Annotated in this window: 19 protein-coding genes; 13 read left to right on the top strand and 6 right to left on the bottom strand. The window is 72.5% G+C overall.

Translation table 11 applies throughout. The annotated features are described in order from the left end of the window. Positions 1 to 4 precede the first annotated feature (4 nt). The 4 genes from ASD06_RS05725 to ASD06_RS05710 are packed head-to-tail and all read right to left on the bottom strand — an operon-like array spanning position 5 to position 2,659. Positions 5 to 442, bottom strand: coding sequence for an NUDIX domain-containing protein (locus ASD06_RS05725; protein WP_056674468.1), 438 nt, complete (start codon positions 440 to 442; stop codon positions 5 to 7). After that, the gene (locus tag ASD06_RS05720; protein WP_056674464.1) at positions 439 to 828 is read right to left on the bottom strand and encodes a DUF3054 domain-containing protein; all 390 of its coding nucleotides are present in this window, start codon (positions 826 to 828) and stop codon (positions 439 to 441) included. Before ASD06_RS05720 ends, ASD06_RS05725 begins: the two co-directional genes overlap by 4 nt. Next, complete coding sequence (locus tag ASD06_RS05715) at positions 825 to 1,790, bottom strand: alpha/beta hydrolase (protein ID WP_056674463.1); 966 nt, start codon at positions 1,788 to 1,790, stop codon at positions 825 to 827. Before ASD06_RS05715 ends, ASD06_RS05720 begins: the two co-directional genes overlap by 4 nt. A gap of 56 nt (positions 1,791 to 1,846) precedes the next feature. Further along, positions 1,847 to 2,659 (bottom strand): hypothetical protein, encoded by an 813-nt coding sequence (locus tag ASD06_RS05710; protein ID WP_157371543.1) that lies wholly within the window; start codon positions 2,657 to 2,659, stop codon positions 1,847 to 1,849. Between the two features lie 169 nt (positions 2,660 to 2,828). Here ASD06_RS05710 and dop point away from each other — a divergent pair, with 169 nt between their 5' ends. The 4 genes from dop (at position 2,829) to prcA (ending at position 6,331) form a co-directional block, all read left to right on the top strand. Continuing rightward, on the top strand, positions 2,829 to 4,346 hold the full coding sequence (gene dop, locus ASD06_RS05705; protein WP_082537743.1) for a depupylase/deamidase Dop: 1,518 nt from the start codon (positions 2,829 to 2,831) through the stop codon (positions 4,344 to 4,346). An 85-nt stretch (positions 4,347 to 4,431) separates the two neighbouring features. Then, entirely contained in the window at positions 4,432 to 4,629 is a 198-nt protein-coding gene (locus ASD06_RS05700) for a ubiquitin-like protein Pup (RefSeq protein WP_056674458.1), read from the top strand. Continuing rightward, positions 4,626 to 5,522: a proteasome subunit beta gene (gene prcB / locus ASD06_RS05695; RefSeq protein ID WP_056674456.1), complete on the top strand. Its 897-nt coding sequence runs from the start codon at positions 4,626 to 4,628 to the stop codon at positions 5,520 to 5,522. Before ASD06_RS05700 ends, prcB begins: the two co-directional genes overlap by 4 nt. After that, positions 5,519 to 6,331, top strand: a complete 813-nt coding sequence (prcA, locus tag ASD06_RS05690) for a proteasome subunit alpha (protein WP_200941907.1) — start codon at positions 5,519 to 5,521, stop codon at positions 6,329 to 6,331. The genes prcB and prcA overlap by 4 nt, the downstream gene beginning before the upstream one ends. Before the next feature lie 6 nt (positions 6,332 to 6,337). Here prcA and ASD06_RS05685 read toward each other — a convergent pair whose 3' ends face one another. Beyond that, positions 6,338 to 7,351 (bottom strand): NAD-dependent epimerase/dehydratase family protein, encoded by a 1,014-nt coding sequence (locus ASD06_RS05685; protein ID WP_200941906.1) that lies wholly within the window; start codon positions 7,349 to 7,351, stop codon positions 6,338 to 6,340. Between the two features lie 171 nt (positions 7,352 to 7,522). Here ASD06_RS05685 and pafA point away from each other — a divergent pair, with 171 nt between their 5' ends. From pafA to ASD06_RS05670, 3 genes are all read left to right on the top strand, one after another. After that, complete coding sequence (pafA, locus tag ASD06_RS05680) at positions 7,523 to 8,884, top strand: Pup--protein ligase (protein ID WP_056674453.1); 1,362 nt, start codon at positions 7,523 to 7,525, stop codon at positions 8,882 to 8,884. A gap of 77 nt (positions 8,885 to 8,961) precedes the next feature. Beyond that, positions 8,962 to 9,924 carry an FKBP-type peptidyl-prolyl cis-trans isomerase gene (locus ASD06_RS05675; protein WP_056674449.1) on the top strand — a complete coding sequence of 321 codons (963 nt, stop codon included), beginning with the start codon at positions 8,962 to 8,964 and terminating at the stop codon, positions 9,922 to 9,924. A gap of 38 nt (positions 9,925 to 9,962) precedes the next feature. Further along, positions 9,963 to 10,343, top strand: a complete 381-nt coding sequence (locus ASD06_RS05670; protein WP_056674446.1) for an FKBP-type peptidyl-prolyl cis-trans isomerase — start codon at positions 9,963 to 9,965, stop codon at positions 10,341 to 10,343. 162 nt (positions 10,344 to 10,505) lie between these two features. Here the strand turns inward: ASD06_RS05670 and ASD06_RS05665 are convergent, their stop codons facing one another. Further along, entirely contained in the window at positions 10,506 to 11,606 is a 1,101-nt protein-coding gene (locus ASD06_RS05665) for a DUF3866 family protein (RefSeq protein ID WP_082537802.1), read from the bottom strand. Positions 11,607 to 11,715: 109 nt separating this feature from the next. On the opposite strand from ASD06_RS05665, the gene ASD06_RS05660 reads away from it, so the two are divergent. From ASD06_RS05660 to tatC, 6 genes are all read left to right on the top strand, one after another. Next, positions 11,716 to 12,690 (top strand): YafY family protein, encoded by a 975-nt coding sequence (locus ASD06_RS05660; protein WP_056674439.1) that lies wholly within the window; start codon positions 11,716 to 11,718, stop codon positions 12,688 to 12,690. Continuing rightward, positions 12,687 to 13,643: a YafY family protein gene (locus tag ASD06_RS05655; RefSeq protein WP_056674437.1), complete on the top strand. Its 957-nt coding sequence runs from the start codon at positions 12,687 to 12,689 to the stop codon at positions 13,641 to 13,643. Before ASD06_RS05660 ends, ASD06_RS05655 begins: the two co-directional genes overlap by 4 nt. Positions 13,644 to 13,785: 142 nt before the next feature. Continuing rightward, positions 13,786 to 14,133: a hypothetical protein gene (locus ASD06_RS05650; RefSeq protein ID WP_056674434.1), complete on the top strand. Its 348-nt coding sequence runs from the start codon at positions 13,786 to 13,788 to the stop codon at positions 14,131 to 14,133. A gap of 59 nt (positions 14,134 to 14,192) precedes the next feature. Then, a complete protein-coding gene (locus tag ASD06_RS05645) occupies positions 14,193 to 14,459 on the top strand; it encodes a hypothetical protein (protein WP_056674432.1) in 267 nt (88 codons plus the stop codon). 28 nt (positions 14,460 to 14,487) lie between these two features. Then, entirely contained in the window at positions 14,488 to 14,757 is a 270-nt protein-coding gene (gene tatA / locus ASD06_RS05640) for a Sec-independent protein translocase subunit TatA (RefSeq protein WP_056674429.1), read from the top strand. Between the two features lie 42 nt (positions 14,758 to 14,799). Continuing rightward, a complete protein-coding gene (tatC, locus tag ASD06_RS05635; protein ID WP_235502233.1) occupies positions 14,800 to 15,609 on the top strand; it encodes a twin-arginine translocase subunit TatC in 810 nt (269 codons plus the stop codon). Positions 15,610 to 15,615: the final 6 nt, after the last annotated feature.

Raw genomic sequence — 15,615 nt, 5'->3', positions numbered from 1 at the left:
GCGGTCAGCCCTGAGCCGGGTGGTCGGACAGCCACACGCCGTCCAGCAGATGGGTCCGCAGCGCTGAGCCGAGCCACGGCAGCGCGCCGTCGGGAACGGCGGCAGGGTCGAACCAGCCCACCTGCGAGCACTCGGCCACCGGCTCGGGCTCCCCGGCCCAGGCGTCAGCGCCGAAGAAGAAGTCGGTGCCGCGGTGCGGTCCGTCGACGTAGCGCGTGACCCCGAGCGGTCGCAGCAGCGATGCGTCGACGGTGACGCCCACCTCCTCCCGCAGCTCGCGCGCGGCGCCGGCGGCCAGGCCCTCGTCGTCGCCGACGTGCCCACCGGGCAGGCCCCAGAGTCCCTCGCCGTACGACACGCCGGACCGACGTGACAGCAGCACCCGCCCGTCCGGACCCCTGAGCACCACCCACGCGACGAGGTGGTCGGTGCGCTCGCTCATCGCTGCGCCGACGGCAGCGGCGGGCTGGGGCGCCGGCGTCGCGCCACGGAGACGACCACGCGCCAGCCGAGCAGGAACAGGGCCAGGAACACCGCTGCAACGGCGACGAAGTCCAGCGGCGTGCCCTCACCAGTGAGGTGCCGCAGCACCATGCCGACCACGAGGGCGCCGAGCCACGACGCGACGCCCGAGGGCCACACCGCCACCGGACGACGCCAGGCGCGGACCACGATCCAGCCCACCACGGCCCCGGCGGCAAAGGGCCACGCCGTGGTCACCACGCCGGTCAGCGTGATGCCCTCGGCGTGGCTGCGGCGCCCGATCGCCGCGAAGACGACGAGCGCCACCAGGTCGACCACCAGCCACACCGGTCGTCGCTGTCTCACGCGAAGGTCTCCCGCAGCTCGGCGGCGATCTCGGCCAGGGGCTGACGACCGCACGCGGTGACCCCCGGGAACGACAGGTACCCGTGCGGGACGTCGGCGTACTCCGTGTAGCGCACCGGCACCCCGGCTTCGCGCAGCGCGTCCGCGTAGCGCCGGCCGTCGTCGCGCAGGGGATCGTGCTGCGCGGTCTGGATGACCGCGCGCGGCAGGCCCGAGAGGTCGGCCGCGTGCAGGGGAGAGATCCGGGGGTCCCGCCGGTCGCCGGTCGGCTGGTACAGGTCGAGGAAGTCGACGATCGCCGTGCGCGTCAGGATCGGCGCGTCGGCGTTCTCGGTGATCGACGGCGAGGCGAGGGTCGCGTCGGTGCCGGGATACACCAGGACCTGCGCGGCGAGCGCCACCGAGCCCTCGTCCCGCGCCACCCGGGCCACCACGGCCGCGAGGTTGCCTCCGGCGCTGTCGCCCATCACCGCCACGCGCGCGGTGTCGACACCGAGCACCTCGGCCCGCGAGACCGCCCAGCACGTCGCGTCGTAGGCGTCCTCCACCGCAGCGGGGAAGGGGTGCTCCGGCGCCAGACGGTAGTCCACCGACATCACCAGCGCCCCGGTGCGCGCCGCGACCTCGCCGCACACCGCGTCGTAGCCGCCGAGGCTGCCGCGCACCCAGCCGCCGCCGTGGAAGAACGCGACGAGCGGGCCGGGACGCCGGTGCACGGGAGACTCGTAGAACCGGACGCGGCACTCGCCGGCCCGGGTCTCGGCCAGGTCGTCGCGCATCCGCACACCGGCCGGGACCGCGCCGAACACCCAGCTGAAGGGCGGCCGGTGCGGTGGCTGCACCCGCCGCGAGGCCTGGATCTGCTCGAGCGTGAGGTCGCGCAGCCGCTTGCGGCTCGTGAGGCCGTCGAACAGCGCGACGGCGACGCGGGTGCGCAGCGGCAGCGCCCTGGACTGGTTCATCGGCGGTTCACGCGGTCGGCACTGGTCACGCCAGCGACCCTACGACGACCCGACGATCACGGCCTCAGCAGCGACCAACCCGTCAGGTCGTGCACTGCCGTGCCGGCGTACGTGGCGTAGGCGCCGGCCGCGACGTCCACTGCGTCCAGGGCCTGCCGCAGGGCCGCGTCACCCTCCTCGGCGAACGTGCAGTACGCGCAGTCGGTCAGCGGGTTGGTCTCGGCGGCCAGGTGCACGGGCACTCGCCGGCCGGTCGTGGCGGCGAGACGGTCCGCGCGCTGCAGGACGTCGCGACCGACGTCGACCATCGCTGCGGCCGAGTCGCGGTAGCTCATCACGGTGACGGCGTCGACGCGTGCGAGGACGTCGTCGGCCAGTGTGCCGTGACCGGTCGGGGAGGCGATCGTGCCGTACCAGAACGGCACGTCGGCCTCGAGGGGGCGCGGGTCGGCCGACTGCAGGCGGGTCAGCAGGTCGACGTACTTCGCGGCCAGAGCGGCCCGCTTTCGCGGCGTGCTCCAACCGGCGAGCGCGTAGGGCTCCACGTCGACGTGCGCGGCGCGGAACAGGCCGGTCGACAGGGCGGCCTGCTGCCAGGCGAGGGCGTCGGCGGGCCGGTTGGTCCACGCCGGGTCGCCGCCGAGGGCGCTCAGCGTGAGGCCGGCCGCCTGGGCCAGCTGGGCGAGAGCGCGCAGCCGGGGCAGGTCACCGTCGGTGAGCACCGTGGGCGTGACGTGCACGTACAGGTCGTCGACGCCGTGGGCGACCGCGAAGTCGACCACCCGCTGCGGGTCGTCCTTGCCCCACACCCATAGCGGCCGCGTGGGGGACGCCGTCGTGGTGGCCGCGTGGGCGGCGGGTGCGGGCACACCCCATGCCACCACGGCCGACACGGCGCCGGCCAGGAGCGCGCAGGCGGTGCTGCGGAGCCGGGCAGGACGGGAGGAAGACGCAGGACGTCGCATACCGGCCCCATCGGCCACCCGGCGGCGCGAGGTCAGGGGCAGATCAGGTGGTCACTCACCGTACGCTCGGGGGGTGAGCGTTCGACGAGTGATGGGCATCGAGACCGAGTACGGCATCTCGCGTCCGGGGGACCCCGAGGCCAACCCCATGCTGATGTCGGGGCAGGTGGTGAACGCCTACGCCCAACCCCTGGGTCACCGGGCCGGGCGAGCCCGCTGGGACTACGAGGACGAAGCGCCCCTGCGCGACGCGCGCGGCTTCGAGATGAGCCGGGCGATGGCCGACGCCTCGCAGCTCACCGACGAGGACGACCCCACGCTCGCCAACGTCATCCTCACCAACGGCGCGCGTCTGTACGTCGACCACGCCCACCCCGAGTACAGCTCACCTGAGGTGACCTCGCCGCGGGACGCCGTCCGCTGGGACAAGGCGGGGGAGCGGATCATGGCCGCTGCCGTGCGGGCCATCGCGAGCAGCCCCGGCCTGGAGCCGGTGAACCTGTACAAGAACAACACCGACGGCAAGGGCGCGTCGTACGGCACGCACGAGAACTACCTCATGAGCCGCGCGACGCCGTTCGCCGACATCGTCCGTCACCTCGTGCCGTTCTTCGTGTCGCGCCAGGTGGTCTGCGGCGCCGGCCGGGTCGGTCTCGGCCCCGAGAGCGAGCGCGCCGGCTACCAGATCAGCCAGCGCGCCGACTTCTTCGAGGTCGAGGTCGGGCTCGAGACGACGCTCAAGCGGCCGATCGTCAACACCCGCGACGAGCCGCACGCCTCGGCCGACAAGTACCGCCGCCTGCACGTGATCATCGGTGACGCCAACCTCTCGGAGGTCGCGACGCTGCTGAAGCTCGGCACGACGTCCCTGGTGCTGGCGATGGTCGAGGACCGCGCCTTCACGCGCGATCTCACCCTCGCCCGGCCGGTGGCGGCCCTGCGAGCGGTCTCGCACGACCCGACGTTGCAGGCCCGGGTCGCGCTGCGGGACGGCTCCGAGATCACCGCCGTGCAGCTGCAGTGGGCCTACTTCGAGCAGGCGCGCAAGTACGTCGACGACCGCTACGGTGACGACGCGGACGCCGACACGCGCGAGGTGCTCGAGCGGTGGGAGTCGGTGCTGACCCGGCTCGAGCGCGACCCGATGGAGTGCGTGCGCGAGCTCGACTGGGTGGCGAAGCTGTCGCTGCTCGAGGCCTTCCGCGAGCGCGAGCACCTCGACTGGGACCACCCGCGCCTCGGCGTGATCGACGTCCAGTACACCGACGTGCGCCCCGAGAAGGGGCTCTACCATCGCCTCGCCGCCCGCGGCCGCATGGAGCGCGTGGTGGACGACGCCGCCGTCGTCGACGCCGTCGAGCAGCCACCGGACGACACGCGCGCGTACTTCCGCGGGCGCTGCCTGGCCAAGTACGGCCGGGACGTCGCCGCTGCGTCGTGGGACTCCGTGATCTTCGACGTGCCCGGGCGCGACTCACTGCAGCGGGTCCCGATGCTGGAGCCGCTGCGCGGGGGGCGCGACATGGTCGGCGACCTCATCGACGCCAGCGACACGGCCGCCGACCTCATGGCGGCGCTGGCGCAGCGCTGACGCCAGCTGGATCGACGCGCCCGCACGGCGTTGTCAGGCGCGCCGACTAGGGTGGTGTCTCGAGGTCGATTTCGAGGAGGACGTCATGCCCGGTCAGGAGCAGCAGCGCCCGCAGCGACGCGAGGACGAGCCGGACGAGGCACCCGCGCCGGTGCCGTCCGGAGCCGCGACCAAGGAGGGCCTCGACGACGACATCGACTCGGTGCTGGACGAGATCGACGACGTCCTGGAGTCCAACGCTGAGGACTTCGTGCGCTCGTTCGTCCAGAAGGGCGGCCAGTGAGCTCCGAGCACCTCCACCCGTCCGGCCGGCTGCCGCGCGCGTTCCTCGTGCCCGGCTCCTCGTCGTTCACCGACTTCCTCGCCGCTCACGCCCCGACGCTGCTACCCAGCGGCCGAGCCCTGCCGCCCGGCACCGTCCCTGAGGCACCACACGGCACCACCATCGTCACGGTGGAGTTCGACGGCGGCGTGGTCATGGGCGGCGATCGCCGGGCCACGATGGGCAGCATGATCGCCAACCGCGAGATCGAGAAGGTCTTCGGCACCGACGAGTTCTCCTGCGTCGGCATCGCGGGCACCGCCGGCCTGGCCGTCGAGCTGGTCAAGCTCTTCCAGGTCGAGCTGGAGCACTACGAGAAGATCGAGGGCACGCTGCTCTCGCTCGAGGGCAAGGCCAACCGGCTCGCGGCCATGTTGCGCGCCAACCTCGGCCTGGCCATGCAGGGGCTCGCCGTCGTCCCGCTCTTCGCCGGCTACGACCTCGACGACCGCGAGGGGCGGATCTACAGCTACGACGTCACCGGTGGCTGCTACGTCGAGCACCACCACCACTCCGTGGGATCGGGGTCGCTGTTCGCCCGCGGCGCCCTGAAGAAGCTGTGGCGTCCCGGCCTCAGCGCCGACCAGGCGGTGCGCATCGCCGTCGAGGCGCTCTACGACGCCGCGGACGACGACTCCGCGACCGGCGGCCCTGATCTCAACCGCCGGATCTGGCCCGTCGTGGGCGTCGTCGACGCCGGTGGCTACCGCCGGGTCGCCGACGAGGCGCTCACCGAGGTCGTCCAGGCCGTCGTCAACGACCGACTCGGCGACCCCGGTGGCGCCGAGCGGCGCGGTAGTCCCGGTGGCCCGGCCGGTGCGCCGTCCGGCCAGGTGGGGGAGGTGCAGTCATGACGATGCCGTTCTACGTCTCACCCGAGCAGCTGATGAAGGACCGCGCCGACTACGCCCGCAAGGGCATCGCGCGCGGCCGGTCCGCCGTCGTCCTGCAGTACGACGGCGGCATCGCCTTCGTCGCCGAGAACACCTCGCGCGCGCTGCACAAGGTCAGCGAGATCTACGACCGCGTCGCCTTCGCTGCGGTGGGCAAGTACAACGAGTTCGAGAACCTGCGCGTCGCGGGCGTGCGCTACGCCGACCTGCGCGGCTACTCCTACGACCGCAGCGACGTGACCGCGCGCGGCCTCGCCAACGCCTACGCCCAGACGCTCGGCACCGTGTTCACCCAGGAGTCCAAGCCGTACGAGGTCGAGATCGTCGTCGCCGAGGTCGGCCGCACGGCCGCCGACGACCAGATCTACCGGATCACCTACGACGGCTCGGTGGCCGACGAGCAGGGTTTCGTCGCGATGGGGGGTCAGCCGGACGCGATCACCGCGGGCCTGGAGGAGCGGTGGCGGGCCGACCTCAGCCTCGGCCAGGCCCTCGCCCTGGCGGTCGAGCTGCTGGGTCAGGATCCCCAGGGCGGCGAGCCGCGTGAGCTCGGCGCGGACCTGCTGGAGGTGGCGGTGCTCGACCGGCACCGCCAGCGCCGGCTGTTCCGCCGCATCACCGGCCCGCTGCTGGAGCGGTTGCTCAGCCCGCGCGACCCCATGAGCGACGTGCCCGCCGACGACGAGGGCCCGGGTGAGCGGGGCAACTCCTCGCAGACCACGCCCGGCACAGCGATCGCCCAGGAACCGCAGCACGACGACCCGGCCTGACGGCGGTCAGCGGGCGGCCCACGCGGTGAGCAGCGCCCGCTCCTGGGCCGCCGTGAGCCCCGCCGACCGATGGCGGTGCAGGCCGAGCTCGCGCTCCCACGCCAGCGCGCCGGCCACGAGGTCGTCGAGAGGACGGTAGGTCAGCCCGGCGGCGCGTGCGGCACTGCCGTCGCGGGCGCCGAACCCGGCCCACGCCGGGTCGGCGATCCACAAGGGCAGCGACCGCGGACCCATCCAGTCCTCGACGTCCTGCTCGTGCAGCCACTGCGAGTCGACCGCTTCGACCGCGCCGTCGTAGCCGGCCACCCGGGCCGCCGCCTCGAGCACGGTGCCCAGGGGTTCGTCGGCGCCCACGACGTTGAACACGCCGGTGCTGCGGGCTGTCGCCGAGCGCACGAGCCACGCCGCCAGGTCACGCACGTCGATGGTCTGCGTGGCGAAGTGCGGCGTGTCGGGCACCAGCACGGTCGACGGCCACGCTGGGTCGCCCTCGGCGGCCAGCGCGAAGCGGGCCGGCCAGTAGCCGAACCGGTCGCTGCGGTCGCCCGGCCCCGCGATGAGACCCGCGCGCGCCACCAGCAGCCGGTCGGGCAGCGCCTCCAGGCACGCCAGCTCGCAGGCCACCTTCGCCTCGCCGTACTGCTCCGCGGTGCCCTCGGTCGCATCCAGTGCCGGCAGCAGCGGGGCGGACTCGTCGGCCTCCGGCGTGCCGTGGTCGGCGTACACCGAGCACGACGACACGAAGGTCCAGTGCCCCGCTCGTTCGCCCAATGCGGCGAGGGCCGAGCGCACCTGCCCCGGCTGGCGGGCGACGTCCACGACGGCGTCCCAGTCGCGCCCGGACACGGCTGCGTAGCCGTCCGCCTGCGTGCGGTCCGCCGCCACCAGGCGGGCACCGTCGGGCACCGACCCGGACTCACCACGGGCCAGGCAGGTGACGTCGTACCCTGCCCCGATCGCCTCGCGCGCGACCTCACGCCCGAGCCACGCCGTCCCCCCGAGCACCAGCATCGTCGTCATGGCGCTCAGCAGAGCAGGCGCCGACGGCCGCTGTCATCACCGGTTCGCCCGCAGCGCACGCCGTTCGCCGAGAGCGCACGACCAGGTGGTCGTCGCGGGCCTCCCCGCGCCGGACGGCTCACCGACGTAGGGTGAGAGCACGGCATCGCGCAGTCACCAGGCAGGAGCCACATGGACCGGCGGATCTTCGGCATCGAGAACGAGTACGGCGTCACCTGCTCGTTCGAGGGACAGCGCCGCCTGAGTCCAGACGAGGTGGCCCGTTACCTGTTCCGCCGGGTCGTGTCATGGGGTCGCTCGAGCAACGTGTTCCTGCGCAACGGCGCCCGGTTGTACCTCGACGTCGGCTCGCACCCCGAGTACGCCACGCCCGAGTGCGACGACCTGCGCCAGGCCGTGGTGCACGACAAGGCGGGGGAGCGGATCCTCGAGGGCCTCGTGGCCGACGCGCAGCACCGGCTGAAGGACGAGGGCATCGCCGGCGAGGTCTACCTGTTCAAGAACAACACCGACTCGGCCGGCAACTCCTACGGATGCCACGAGAACTACCTGGTGTCGCGTCACGGAGACTTCCAACGGCTCTCCGACGTGCTGATCCCGTTCCTCGTGAGCCGCCAGATCATCTGCGGCGCCGGCAAGGTGCTGCAGACGCCGCGTGGCGCGCTCTACTGCGTGAGCCAGCGGGCCGACCACATCTGGGAGGGCGTGTCGAGCGCCACCACCCGCTCGCGCCCGATCATCAACACCCGCGACGAGCCCCACGCGGACGCCGAGCACCACCGCCGGCTGCACGTGATCGTCGGTGACTCCAACATGAGCGAGGTCACGACGCTGCTCAAGCTGGGGTCCGCCGACCTCGTGCTGCAGATGATCGAGGCGGGCGTCGTCATGCGCGACCTGACCCTCGAGAACCCCATCCGGGCCATCCGCGAGATCAGCCACGACATGACGGGCCGCAAGAAGGTCCGGCTGGCCAACGGGCGCGAGCTGTCGGCGCTGGAGATCCAGACCGAGTACCTCGAGCGCGCGCTGGACTTCGTCGACCGCCGCGGCGCCACCGCACCGGCGCACAAGGCGGTGCTGGACGTCTGGCGGCGCACGCTGACCGCCGTCGACACCGGCGACCTGTCGCTCGTCGACCGCGAGATCGACTGGGTGATCAAGTACCGCCTCATCGAGCGCTACCGGGCCAAGCACGGCCTCGACCTGTCCAGCCCGCGCGTGGCCCAGCTCGATCTCGCCTACCACGACATCCATCGCCGGCGCGGGCTGTACTACCTGCTCGAGCGCGCTGGTCGGATCGAGCGCGTCGCGGGCGACGTCGAGATCTTCGAGGCCAAGTCGGTGCCCCCGCAGACGACGCGCGCGAAGCTGCGCGGTGACTTCGTGCGCCGCGCGCAGGAGATGCGCCGTGACTTCACGGTCGACTGGGTGCACCTCAAGCTCAACGACCAGGCCCAGCGCACGGTGCTGTGCAAGGACCCCTTCGCCAGCACCGACGAGCGGGTCGAGCGCTTGATCGCCAGCATGTGACCGCCGGGCAGTCAGGCTGCTCCCAGGTCGCCGGGTTAGGGTGACCCGTCCTGCTTTCGAACCGAAGGTCGTCTCCCGTGCGTTCAGCTCTTCCCCGCCTCGCGGCTGCTCTCGCCGTCCCGGCCCTGCTCCTCGCCGGCTGCGCCAGCGCCGACCCGAAGCCCGCGTCGACCAAGGCCGAGGCCGCGCCGGCTGCTCTCAAGACGGTCACCGTCACCGGTGACTTCGGCAAGAAGCCGACCGTGAAGCTCGAACGCACGCCCACGGTGCTGGCCCGCACCGGCACGGTCGTGGTGAAGCAGGGTGACGGGCCGCAGGTGAAGACGGGCCAGCGCGTCACCGTCGACTACCTGCTGGTCAACGCCAAGAACGGCAAGGAGGCCGACACCTCGTTCGGCCGCCAGCCGGCCAACTTCGTGGCCGACCCCAACCGACTCATGCCGGGTCTGGCCACGAGCCTCATCGGACAGAAGGTCGGCTCGCGCGTCCTGGCTGGTATCGCACCGCGCGACGGGTTCGGGGCGCAGGGCAACACCGAGCTCGGCTTCGGCAAGGACGACGCCCTCATCTTCGTCCTCGACGTGAAGTCCGCGACGACGCCGCTGAAGAAGGCGACGGGTGACCCGGTGACGCCCCCGGCGGGCTTGCCGGTGGTGAAGGACAACGGCGACCAGGCTCCGACGATCACGATGCCGTCGACGCCGGCGCCGAAGAAGACGGTCGTGCAGCCGCTCATCAAGGGCAAGGGACCGCAGGTGAAGGCGGGGCAGACCATCTCCGCCTCCTACATCGGCGAGATCTACGGCAGCGGCAAGATCTTCGACTCCTCGTACCAGTCGGGCCAGCTCCTCGAGCGCCCGGTCGGCGCCGGCCAGCTCATTCCCGGCTTCGACAAGGGCCTGGTCGGCCAGACCGTCGGCAGCCGCGTGCTGCTCGTGATCCCGCCAGCCGACGGCTACGGCAAGAGCGGCAACGCCCAGGCCGGCATCAAGGGCACCGACACGCTGGTCTTCGTCGTCGACATCCTCGACGCGTACTGATCCACCAGCCGCGCACACCCGACGACCCAGGAGGAAGCATGGCGTTCGACCGCACCAAGCCCGAGATCGACTTCCCCGGCGACACCCCGCCGTCCGAGCTGGTGATCGAGGACCAGGTCGTCGGTGACGGCGCCGAGGCGGTAGCCGGGAGCACGGTGCTGGCGCACTACGTCGGCGTCGCGCACTCGACCGGCGAGGAGTTCGACGCCTCGTGGAACCGCGGCGAGCCGCTGCGCTTCCGGCTCGGGGTCGGCCAGGTCATCTCCGGCTGGGACCAGGGCCTGCAGGGCATGCGGGTCGGCGGCCGCCGCAAGATCACGATCCCACCGCACCTGGGTTACGGCGACCGCGGCGCGGGCGGCGCGATCAAGGGCGGCGAGACGCTGATCTTCGTCGTCGACCTCGTCGACGTCAGCTGACGCACCCCGTCTCCTCTCGCCCCACCCGCCCCACCCGCCCCACGCCCACCCCGCGGAAGTTGATCACGTTCTGTGGGTGACACGCCGCTTGCCGAGGGTTGCAACCCTCGGCAAGCGGCGTGTCGCCGTCTTAACGTGATCAACGGGGAGGGGCGGCCGGGGTCAGGGGAGCAGGTGGGCGGCGTGGACGCCGGCCGCGGCCGCCGCCACGAAAGACGCAGCGTCCTCGTCGAGTCCCCGCCCCATCGTCGACAGGCGCACCGGCGTCGCGCGCAGCACGTCGAGCAGTCCGTCGGTGGCCACCTCGACCAACCGGTGACGTCCGGCGGGCGCAGCCAGGACGGCGGCCTGCCGGCTCACCAGGTCGCCGAAGTCACCCGGCAGGCGCGGGACGACGACGTCGGCCGGAGCCAGCGCGACCCGACCGTAAGCCGTGAGGCTGTGGTGAGAGACGCCGCGGTGCCGCTCGCGCGCGTCGGCCTGCGACACCCGCAGCGAGGCCACCGGACGCCCACCCAGCACCGCCGCCGCGTTGACCGCCTCGCCGGCAGCGACTCCCGAGAACCCCCACCGCGTGCCGGTGCCCAGGTTGCCCGGGCCCTGCGCCACCACCACGACGTCCGCCTGCAGCACCAGTCGCGCCGCCAGCAGGCCCGTGTGCACGGTGACCGCCTCGAGGTCACCGCCGAACGCCTGCCCCACGGTGACGCACCCGACCAGCCACGACGCCTCGCGCAGCCCGTCGATCGTGCGCGAGAACCACGCGGGCAGCGCGCCGCCATCGGTCATCACGTAGGCCACCCGAGCGTCCGGACACACTGAGCGCACCCCCGCGACGACCGCAGGCAACGCCGAGTGCAGGTCGGCCACCACCACCGGCAGCCCCGCCAGGTCGTCGGCGTCGCGCAGCAGCTCGTGATGCGGGGAGTCCTGCTCGTCGGCGCCGAGCACCATGGCCTGCAGTGGCGTGTAGCGGGCCTTCACCAGGTGGCCGCCCGCGGACGCCGGTCCGGCCGGCTCGGGCAGTCGCTCGGGCAAGGCGGCCACGACGGCGTAGCCCCCGGTGCCCAGACCTCGCTCGAGCGCCCCCGTGGTGAGCAGGACGCGGTCGCCGTCCGCTGGGTCGCCCACCAGCGCCGGGTAGGCCAGCGCGCGCACCTCCGACCGGTCGCCGATGGGTCGGTCGAGGGCGACGTCGAGCTCGACGCAGCCCGACCAGCGGCGCACAACTCGCTCGACGCGGCCGGCTCGCCACCTCACCATGGACGCCGGGAGGGGCACGTCTGCGGACTGGTGGCTCGGCGGGTCGGTCACGTGCCGAGGCTAGCCGCCGGGCCCACGTCCGGTAGCGTCCGCGGGTGGGGAGGAGACCATGTCCAGCGTCAAGACCGAGCGGCTGCTCAACCTGGTGATCTGCCTGTTGAGCACGCGCCGTCCGCTCACCAAGTCCCAGATCCGCCAGGCCGTGCCGCAGTACGCCGACAACAACTCCACCGAGGCGTTCGAGCGGATGTTCGAGCGCGACAAGGACGAGCTGCGCGAGCTGGGCATCCCTCTCGTCACGACCTCCGAGGACCCGCTCTTCGAGGACGAGATCGGCTACCGGATCGACCGTGACGCCTACGCGCTGCCGCAGATCACGTTCGAGCCCGACGAGCTCGCGGTGCTGGGGTTGGCTTCGCGGGTGTGGCAACGAGCCAGTCTCGCCGGCCCGGCGACGCGCGCGCTGACCAAGCTCACCGCGCTGGGTGCGCCGCAGGACGACGGGTCGCTGATCGGGCTGGAGCCCCGCGTGCGCACCGCCGAACCCGCCTTCGACGCACTGTGGGCGGCCGTGCGCGACCGCGTCCCGGTGCGCTTCACCTACCGCACGGCCCGCACCGGCGAGGTGGCTCAGCGCAGCGTCGAGCCGTGGGGCATCACGAGCCGCTCCGGCAGGTGGTACCTCACGGGGCACGACCGAGACCGCGGCGCGGGCCGGGTGTACCGGCTCAGCCGGGTCGAGGGTGACGTCGAGCCGATCGGGCCGGCCGGGTCCTACGACGTCCCTGCCGGGCACGAGCCGAGGGTCATGGTCGGTGACACCGTGAGGGAGGCTCCCGCGCGCACCGCGACCGTGCGCGCGCGCCGTGACGCCGCCCAGTCGCTGCGCCGCCGCTCCGGCGCGGTCACCCGCGTGGACGACGAGTGGGACGAGCTCGTGGTGCACTACACCGACGAGGAGATGCTCGCCGAGGAGCTCGTCGGCCTCGGGCCGGCCGTCGTCGCCGTCGCGCCGGCCGACCTGCGCGACTCCGTGGTGCGGCGGCTGCGCGCTGTCGTGGGGGAGCAGGCGGTGGCGCGATGAGCGAGTCGGCCACCGAGCGGCTGTCGAGGCTGCTGGCGATGGTGCCGTGGTTGCTGTCGCACCAGGGCGTGCCGCTGGCGCAGGCCGCCACGGAGTTCGGCGTCTCCGAGCGCCAGCTGGTCAAGGACCTCGAGCTGCTCTTCGTGTGCGGCCTGCCCGGGCACCTGCCGGATGACCTCATCGAGGCCGACTGGGAGGGTGGCTACGTCTACCTGCGCAACGCTGATGCGATCGCCCGCCCGCTGCGACTCGGCGTCGACGAGGCGCTCGCCCTGATCGTCGGGCTACGCACGCTGATGAGCGTGCCCGGACTCGGCGACCGCGATGCCGTCAGCCGCGCGTTGGCCAAGCTCGAGGCTGCCGCGGGGTCGGCCGGGGAGCCCGCGGGCGCCGTCCGCATCGACCTCGACCGCAGCGTCGAGCCGGCCGTGCTCGAGGCGTGCGAGGACGCCGTCCGACGCCATCGCCGGATGCACCTGGAGTACCTCGTGCCGCACCGCGACGAGACGACCGAACGCGACGTCGACCCCATGCGCGTGCTGCACGTCGACGCCCGCTGGTACCTCGAGGGCTGGTGTCATCGCGCTGAGGGGGTGCGGCTCTTCCGGCTCGACCGCGTCGTCGGCGTCGAGGTGCTGGACGTCGACGGCACCCCGCCGCCGTCAGCGCGCAGCCGTGACCTCGACTCCGGCCTCTTCGCGCCGGGACCGGACGACCACGTCGTGACGCTCGACCTGCGCCCGTCGGCTCGGTGGGTGGTCGACTACTACCCGGTGGAGGAGGTCGTCGACACCGCCGACGGGGGGCTGCGGGTGACGGTGCGCACCGGCGACCTGGCGTGGCTGCGCCAGCTCGTGCTGCGCCTCGGTGGGTCCGGCCGGGTCGTCGACCCCCGCGAGCTCGCCGACGAGGTGCGCAACACCGCGCGCGAGGCGCTGCGGGCCTACGTCTGAGGCCAGGACGCCTCTGGCAGTTAAGTTCTCGACACCCGCTGCCGATCCAGGTGGAGAACACACACCCCCGAGGTCACGAACCGCTCGGGGGACACCACCGGGATCCGAGAGGTCCCCGTTCCCGTCGAAGGAGGCGGTGAGGATGGCGACGATCAAGGCGTCCTGCCCGACCTGCGGGGACGTGGAGCTCACGGCCGCCCAGGTGCGGTTGGTCGTGTGCACCGTGCCCGACTGGTCGTACTACTCGTTCACCTGCGACCAGTGCAACGACGAGGTGCGCAAGCCCGCCGGCACCGAGGTCGTGAGCCTGCTGCGCACCGGTGGCGTCCGCGCCGAGCGCTGGACCGTCCCCGCCGAGGCGCTGGAGGCCCACGAGGGTCCGGCGATCGGCTACGACGACGTGCTGGACTTCGCGCTCTGGCTCGAGCAGGCCGACAACCCGGTCGCCGCACTCACCGTGCTGCGTCCCGGCACGCGCGTCGCGCACTGACCCCGGACCACCGCCCGCCGCCCTGACGCCGCAGGCAGCGCACCCGTAGGGTAGGCGCCATGTGGTGGTGGATCCTCGTGTGGGTGCTGCTGCTCCTCGGTGCGCTGGCGGTCGTGGCCCTGCTCGGGTGGCACCTCGTGCGCCGAGGCATCGCGCTCGGCCGCGAGCTGGGGCACAGCGCCGAACAGGTCTCCGACGCCCTCGCACCGGTGCTCGAGCACTACGAGCCGGCGCACTCGGTGCTGAGCGACCCCTCCACCGTGCCTGAAGCACCGCGAGATTCCGGGCGAGGCGCCTCTCGTCCCCGGTTTCGACGCGTAGACTGACGAGGTCTCGCCTACCGGAAGGCACGCCATGAGGAACCTGTTCGAGCACCCGCTGTTCATCGTGATCCTGCTTGCGCTCGTCGCGATCCTGTTCGGCGGTAAGCGGCTGCCTGAAGCCGCCCGTGGCCTCGGGCGTTCCATGCGGATCTTCAAGTCGGAGATCAAGCAGATGCACGACGAGGACGACGACCGCGCCGCTCAGCGTCCGACCCCTCCGGTCGAGGGCCGCGTCGTCGACGCCCCGAGCTCGACGGGCGAGCCGCGCGACGCTCAGCAGCACCGCGACTCGCGCGCCTGAGCCGAGGTTCGCAGCCCGGCCATGAGCACGCGGGAGAGCGCTGTGCCACGCGCCCGAGGGCGCGACCCCGAGGGGCGCATGTCGCTGCGCGAGCACCTGCGCGAGCTGCGCACCCGTCTCGTGCGCAGCGCCATCGCCATCGTCATCGGCGGAATCGCCGGGTGGTTCGTCTCCCAGCCGGTGTACACGGCGCTGCTGAAGCCGATCACCGACAGCGCGGCGCGCAACGGCGTACCCACGACGATCAACTACGCCGATCCGTTCTCGGCGTTCAACCAGCGGCTGCAGGTGGCGGTGATCGTCGGGATCGTGCTGGCGTCGCCGGTCTGGCTGTACCAGTTCTGGGCCTTCATCACCCCCGGCCTGACCCGCAAGGAGCGGCGCTACTCCTACGGCTTCGTCGGCGCGGCGCTTCCGCTGTTCCTCGGCGGCGGCACGCTGGCCTGGTTCGTGCTGCCGAAGGCACTGGAGTTCTTGAACTCCTTCGTCCCTGAGGGCGGATCGAACTTCATCACCGCCAACCTGTACTTCTCGTTCGTCACCCGGATCGTGCTCGCGTTCGGTGTGGCGTTCGTGATCCCGGTGGTGCTCGTGGCGCTCAACATGGCGCACCTGCTGTCCGGCCGCACCATGGTGCGGCAGTGGCGCATCACCGTCTTCGTGTGCTTCCTGTTCGCCGCGGTGGCCACACCGACGCCCGAGGTCACGTCGATGCTGCTGCTCGCCGGCTCGATGTGCCTGCTGTTCGCCATCGCGATCGGTATCTGCCTGCTGCTCGACAAGCGTCGCGCGCAGTCGTCGTCCGAGCCCGACTACGGCTCGCTGGCCGACGACGAGGCCAGCGAGCTGTGAGCACCG

The sequence above is a fragment of the Angustibacter sp. Root456 genome (assembly GCF_001426435.1).
GTDB lineage: Bacteria > Actinomycetota > Actinomycetes > Actinomycetales > Angustibacteraceae > Angustibacter.
This window is presented reverse-complemented; position numbering and strand designations above follow the sequence as displayed.

Bases quoted from the DNA above. Each gene is read 5' to 3' on its own strand.
- ASD06_RS05725 (WP_056674468.1), bottom strand. From the start codon at position 442: ATGAGCGAGCGCACCGACCACCTCGTCGCGTGGGTGGTGCTCAGGGGT.
- ASD06_RS05715 (WP_056674463.1), bottom strand. From the start codon at position 1,790: ATGAACCAGTCCAGGGCGCTGCCGCTGCGCACCCGCGTCGCCGTCGCG.
- ASD06_RS05700 (WP_056674458.1), top strand. From the start codon at position 4,432: ATGCCCGGTCAGGAGCAGCAGCGCCCGCAGCGACGCGAGGACGAGCCG.
- prcA (WP_200941907.1), top strand. From the start codon at position 5,519: ATGACGATGCCGTTCTACGTCTCACCCGAGCAGCTGATGAAGGACCGC.
- ASD06_RS05685 (WP_200941906.1), bottom strand. From the start codon at position 7,351: ATGACGACGATGCTGGTGCTCGGGGGGACGGCGTGGCTCGGGCGTGAG.
- pafA (WP_056674453.1), top strand. From the start codon at position 7,523: ATGGACCGGCGGATCTTCGGCATCGAGAACGAGTACGGCGTCACCTGC.
- ASD06_RS05670 (WP_056674446.1), top strand. From the start codon at position 9,963: ATGGCGTTCGACCGCACCAAGCCCGAGATCGACTTCCCCGGCGACACC.
- ASD06_RS05665 (WP_082537802.1), bottom strand. From the start codon at position 11,606: ATGGTGAGGTGGCGAGCCGGCCGCGTCGAGCGAGTTGTGCGCCGCTGG.
- ASD06_RS05660 (WP_056674439.1), top strand. From the start codon at position 11,716: ATGTCCAGCGTCAAGACCGAGCGGCTGCTCAACCTGGTGATCTGCCTG.
- ASD06_RS05655 (WP_056674437.1), top strand. From the start codon at position 12,687: ATGAGCGAGTCGGCCACCGAGCGGCTGTCGAGGCTGCTGGCGATGGTG.
- ASD06_RS05650 (WP_056674434.1), top strand. From the start codon at position 13,786: ATGGCGACGATCAAGGCGTCCTGCCCGACCTGCGGGGACGTGGAGCTC.
- ASD06_RS05645 (WP_056674432.1), top strand. From the start codon at position 14,193: ATGTGGTGGTGGATCCTCGTGTGGGTGCTGCTGCTCCTCGGTGCGCTG.
- tatA (WP_056674429.1), top strand. From the start codon at position 14,488: ATGAGGAACCTGTTCGAGCACCCGCTGTTCATCGTGATCCTGCTTGCG.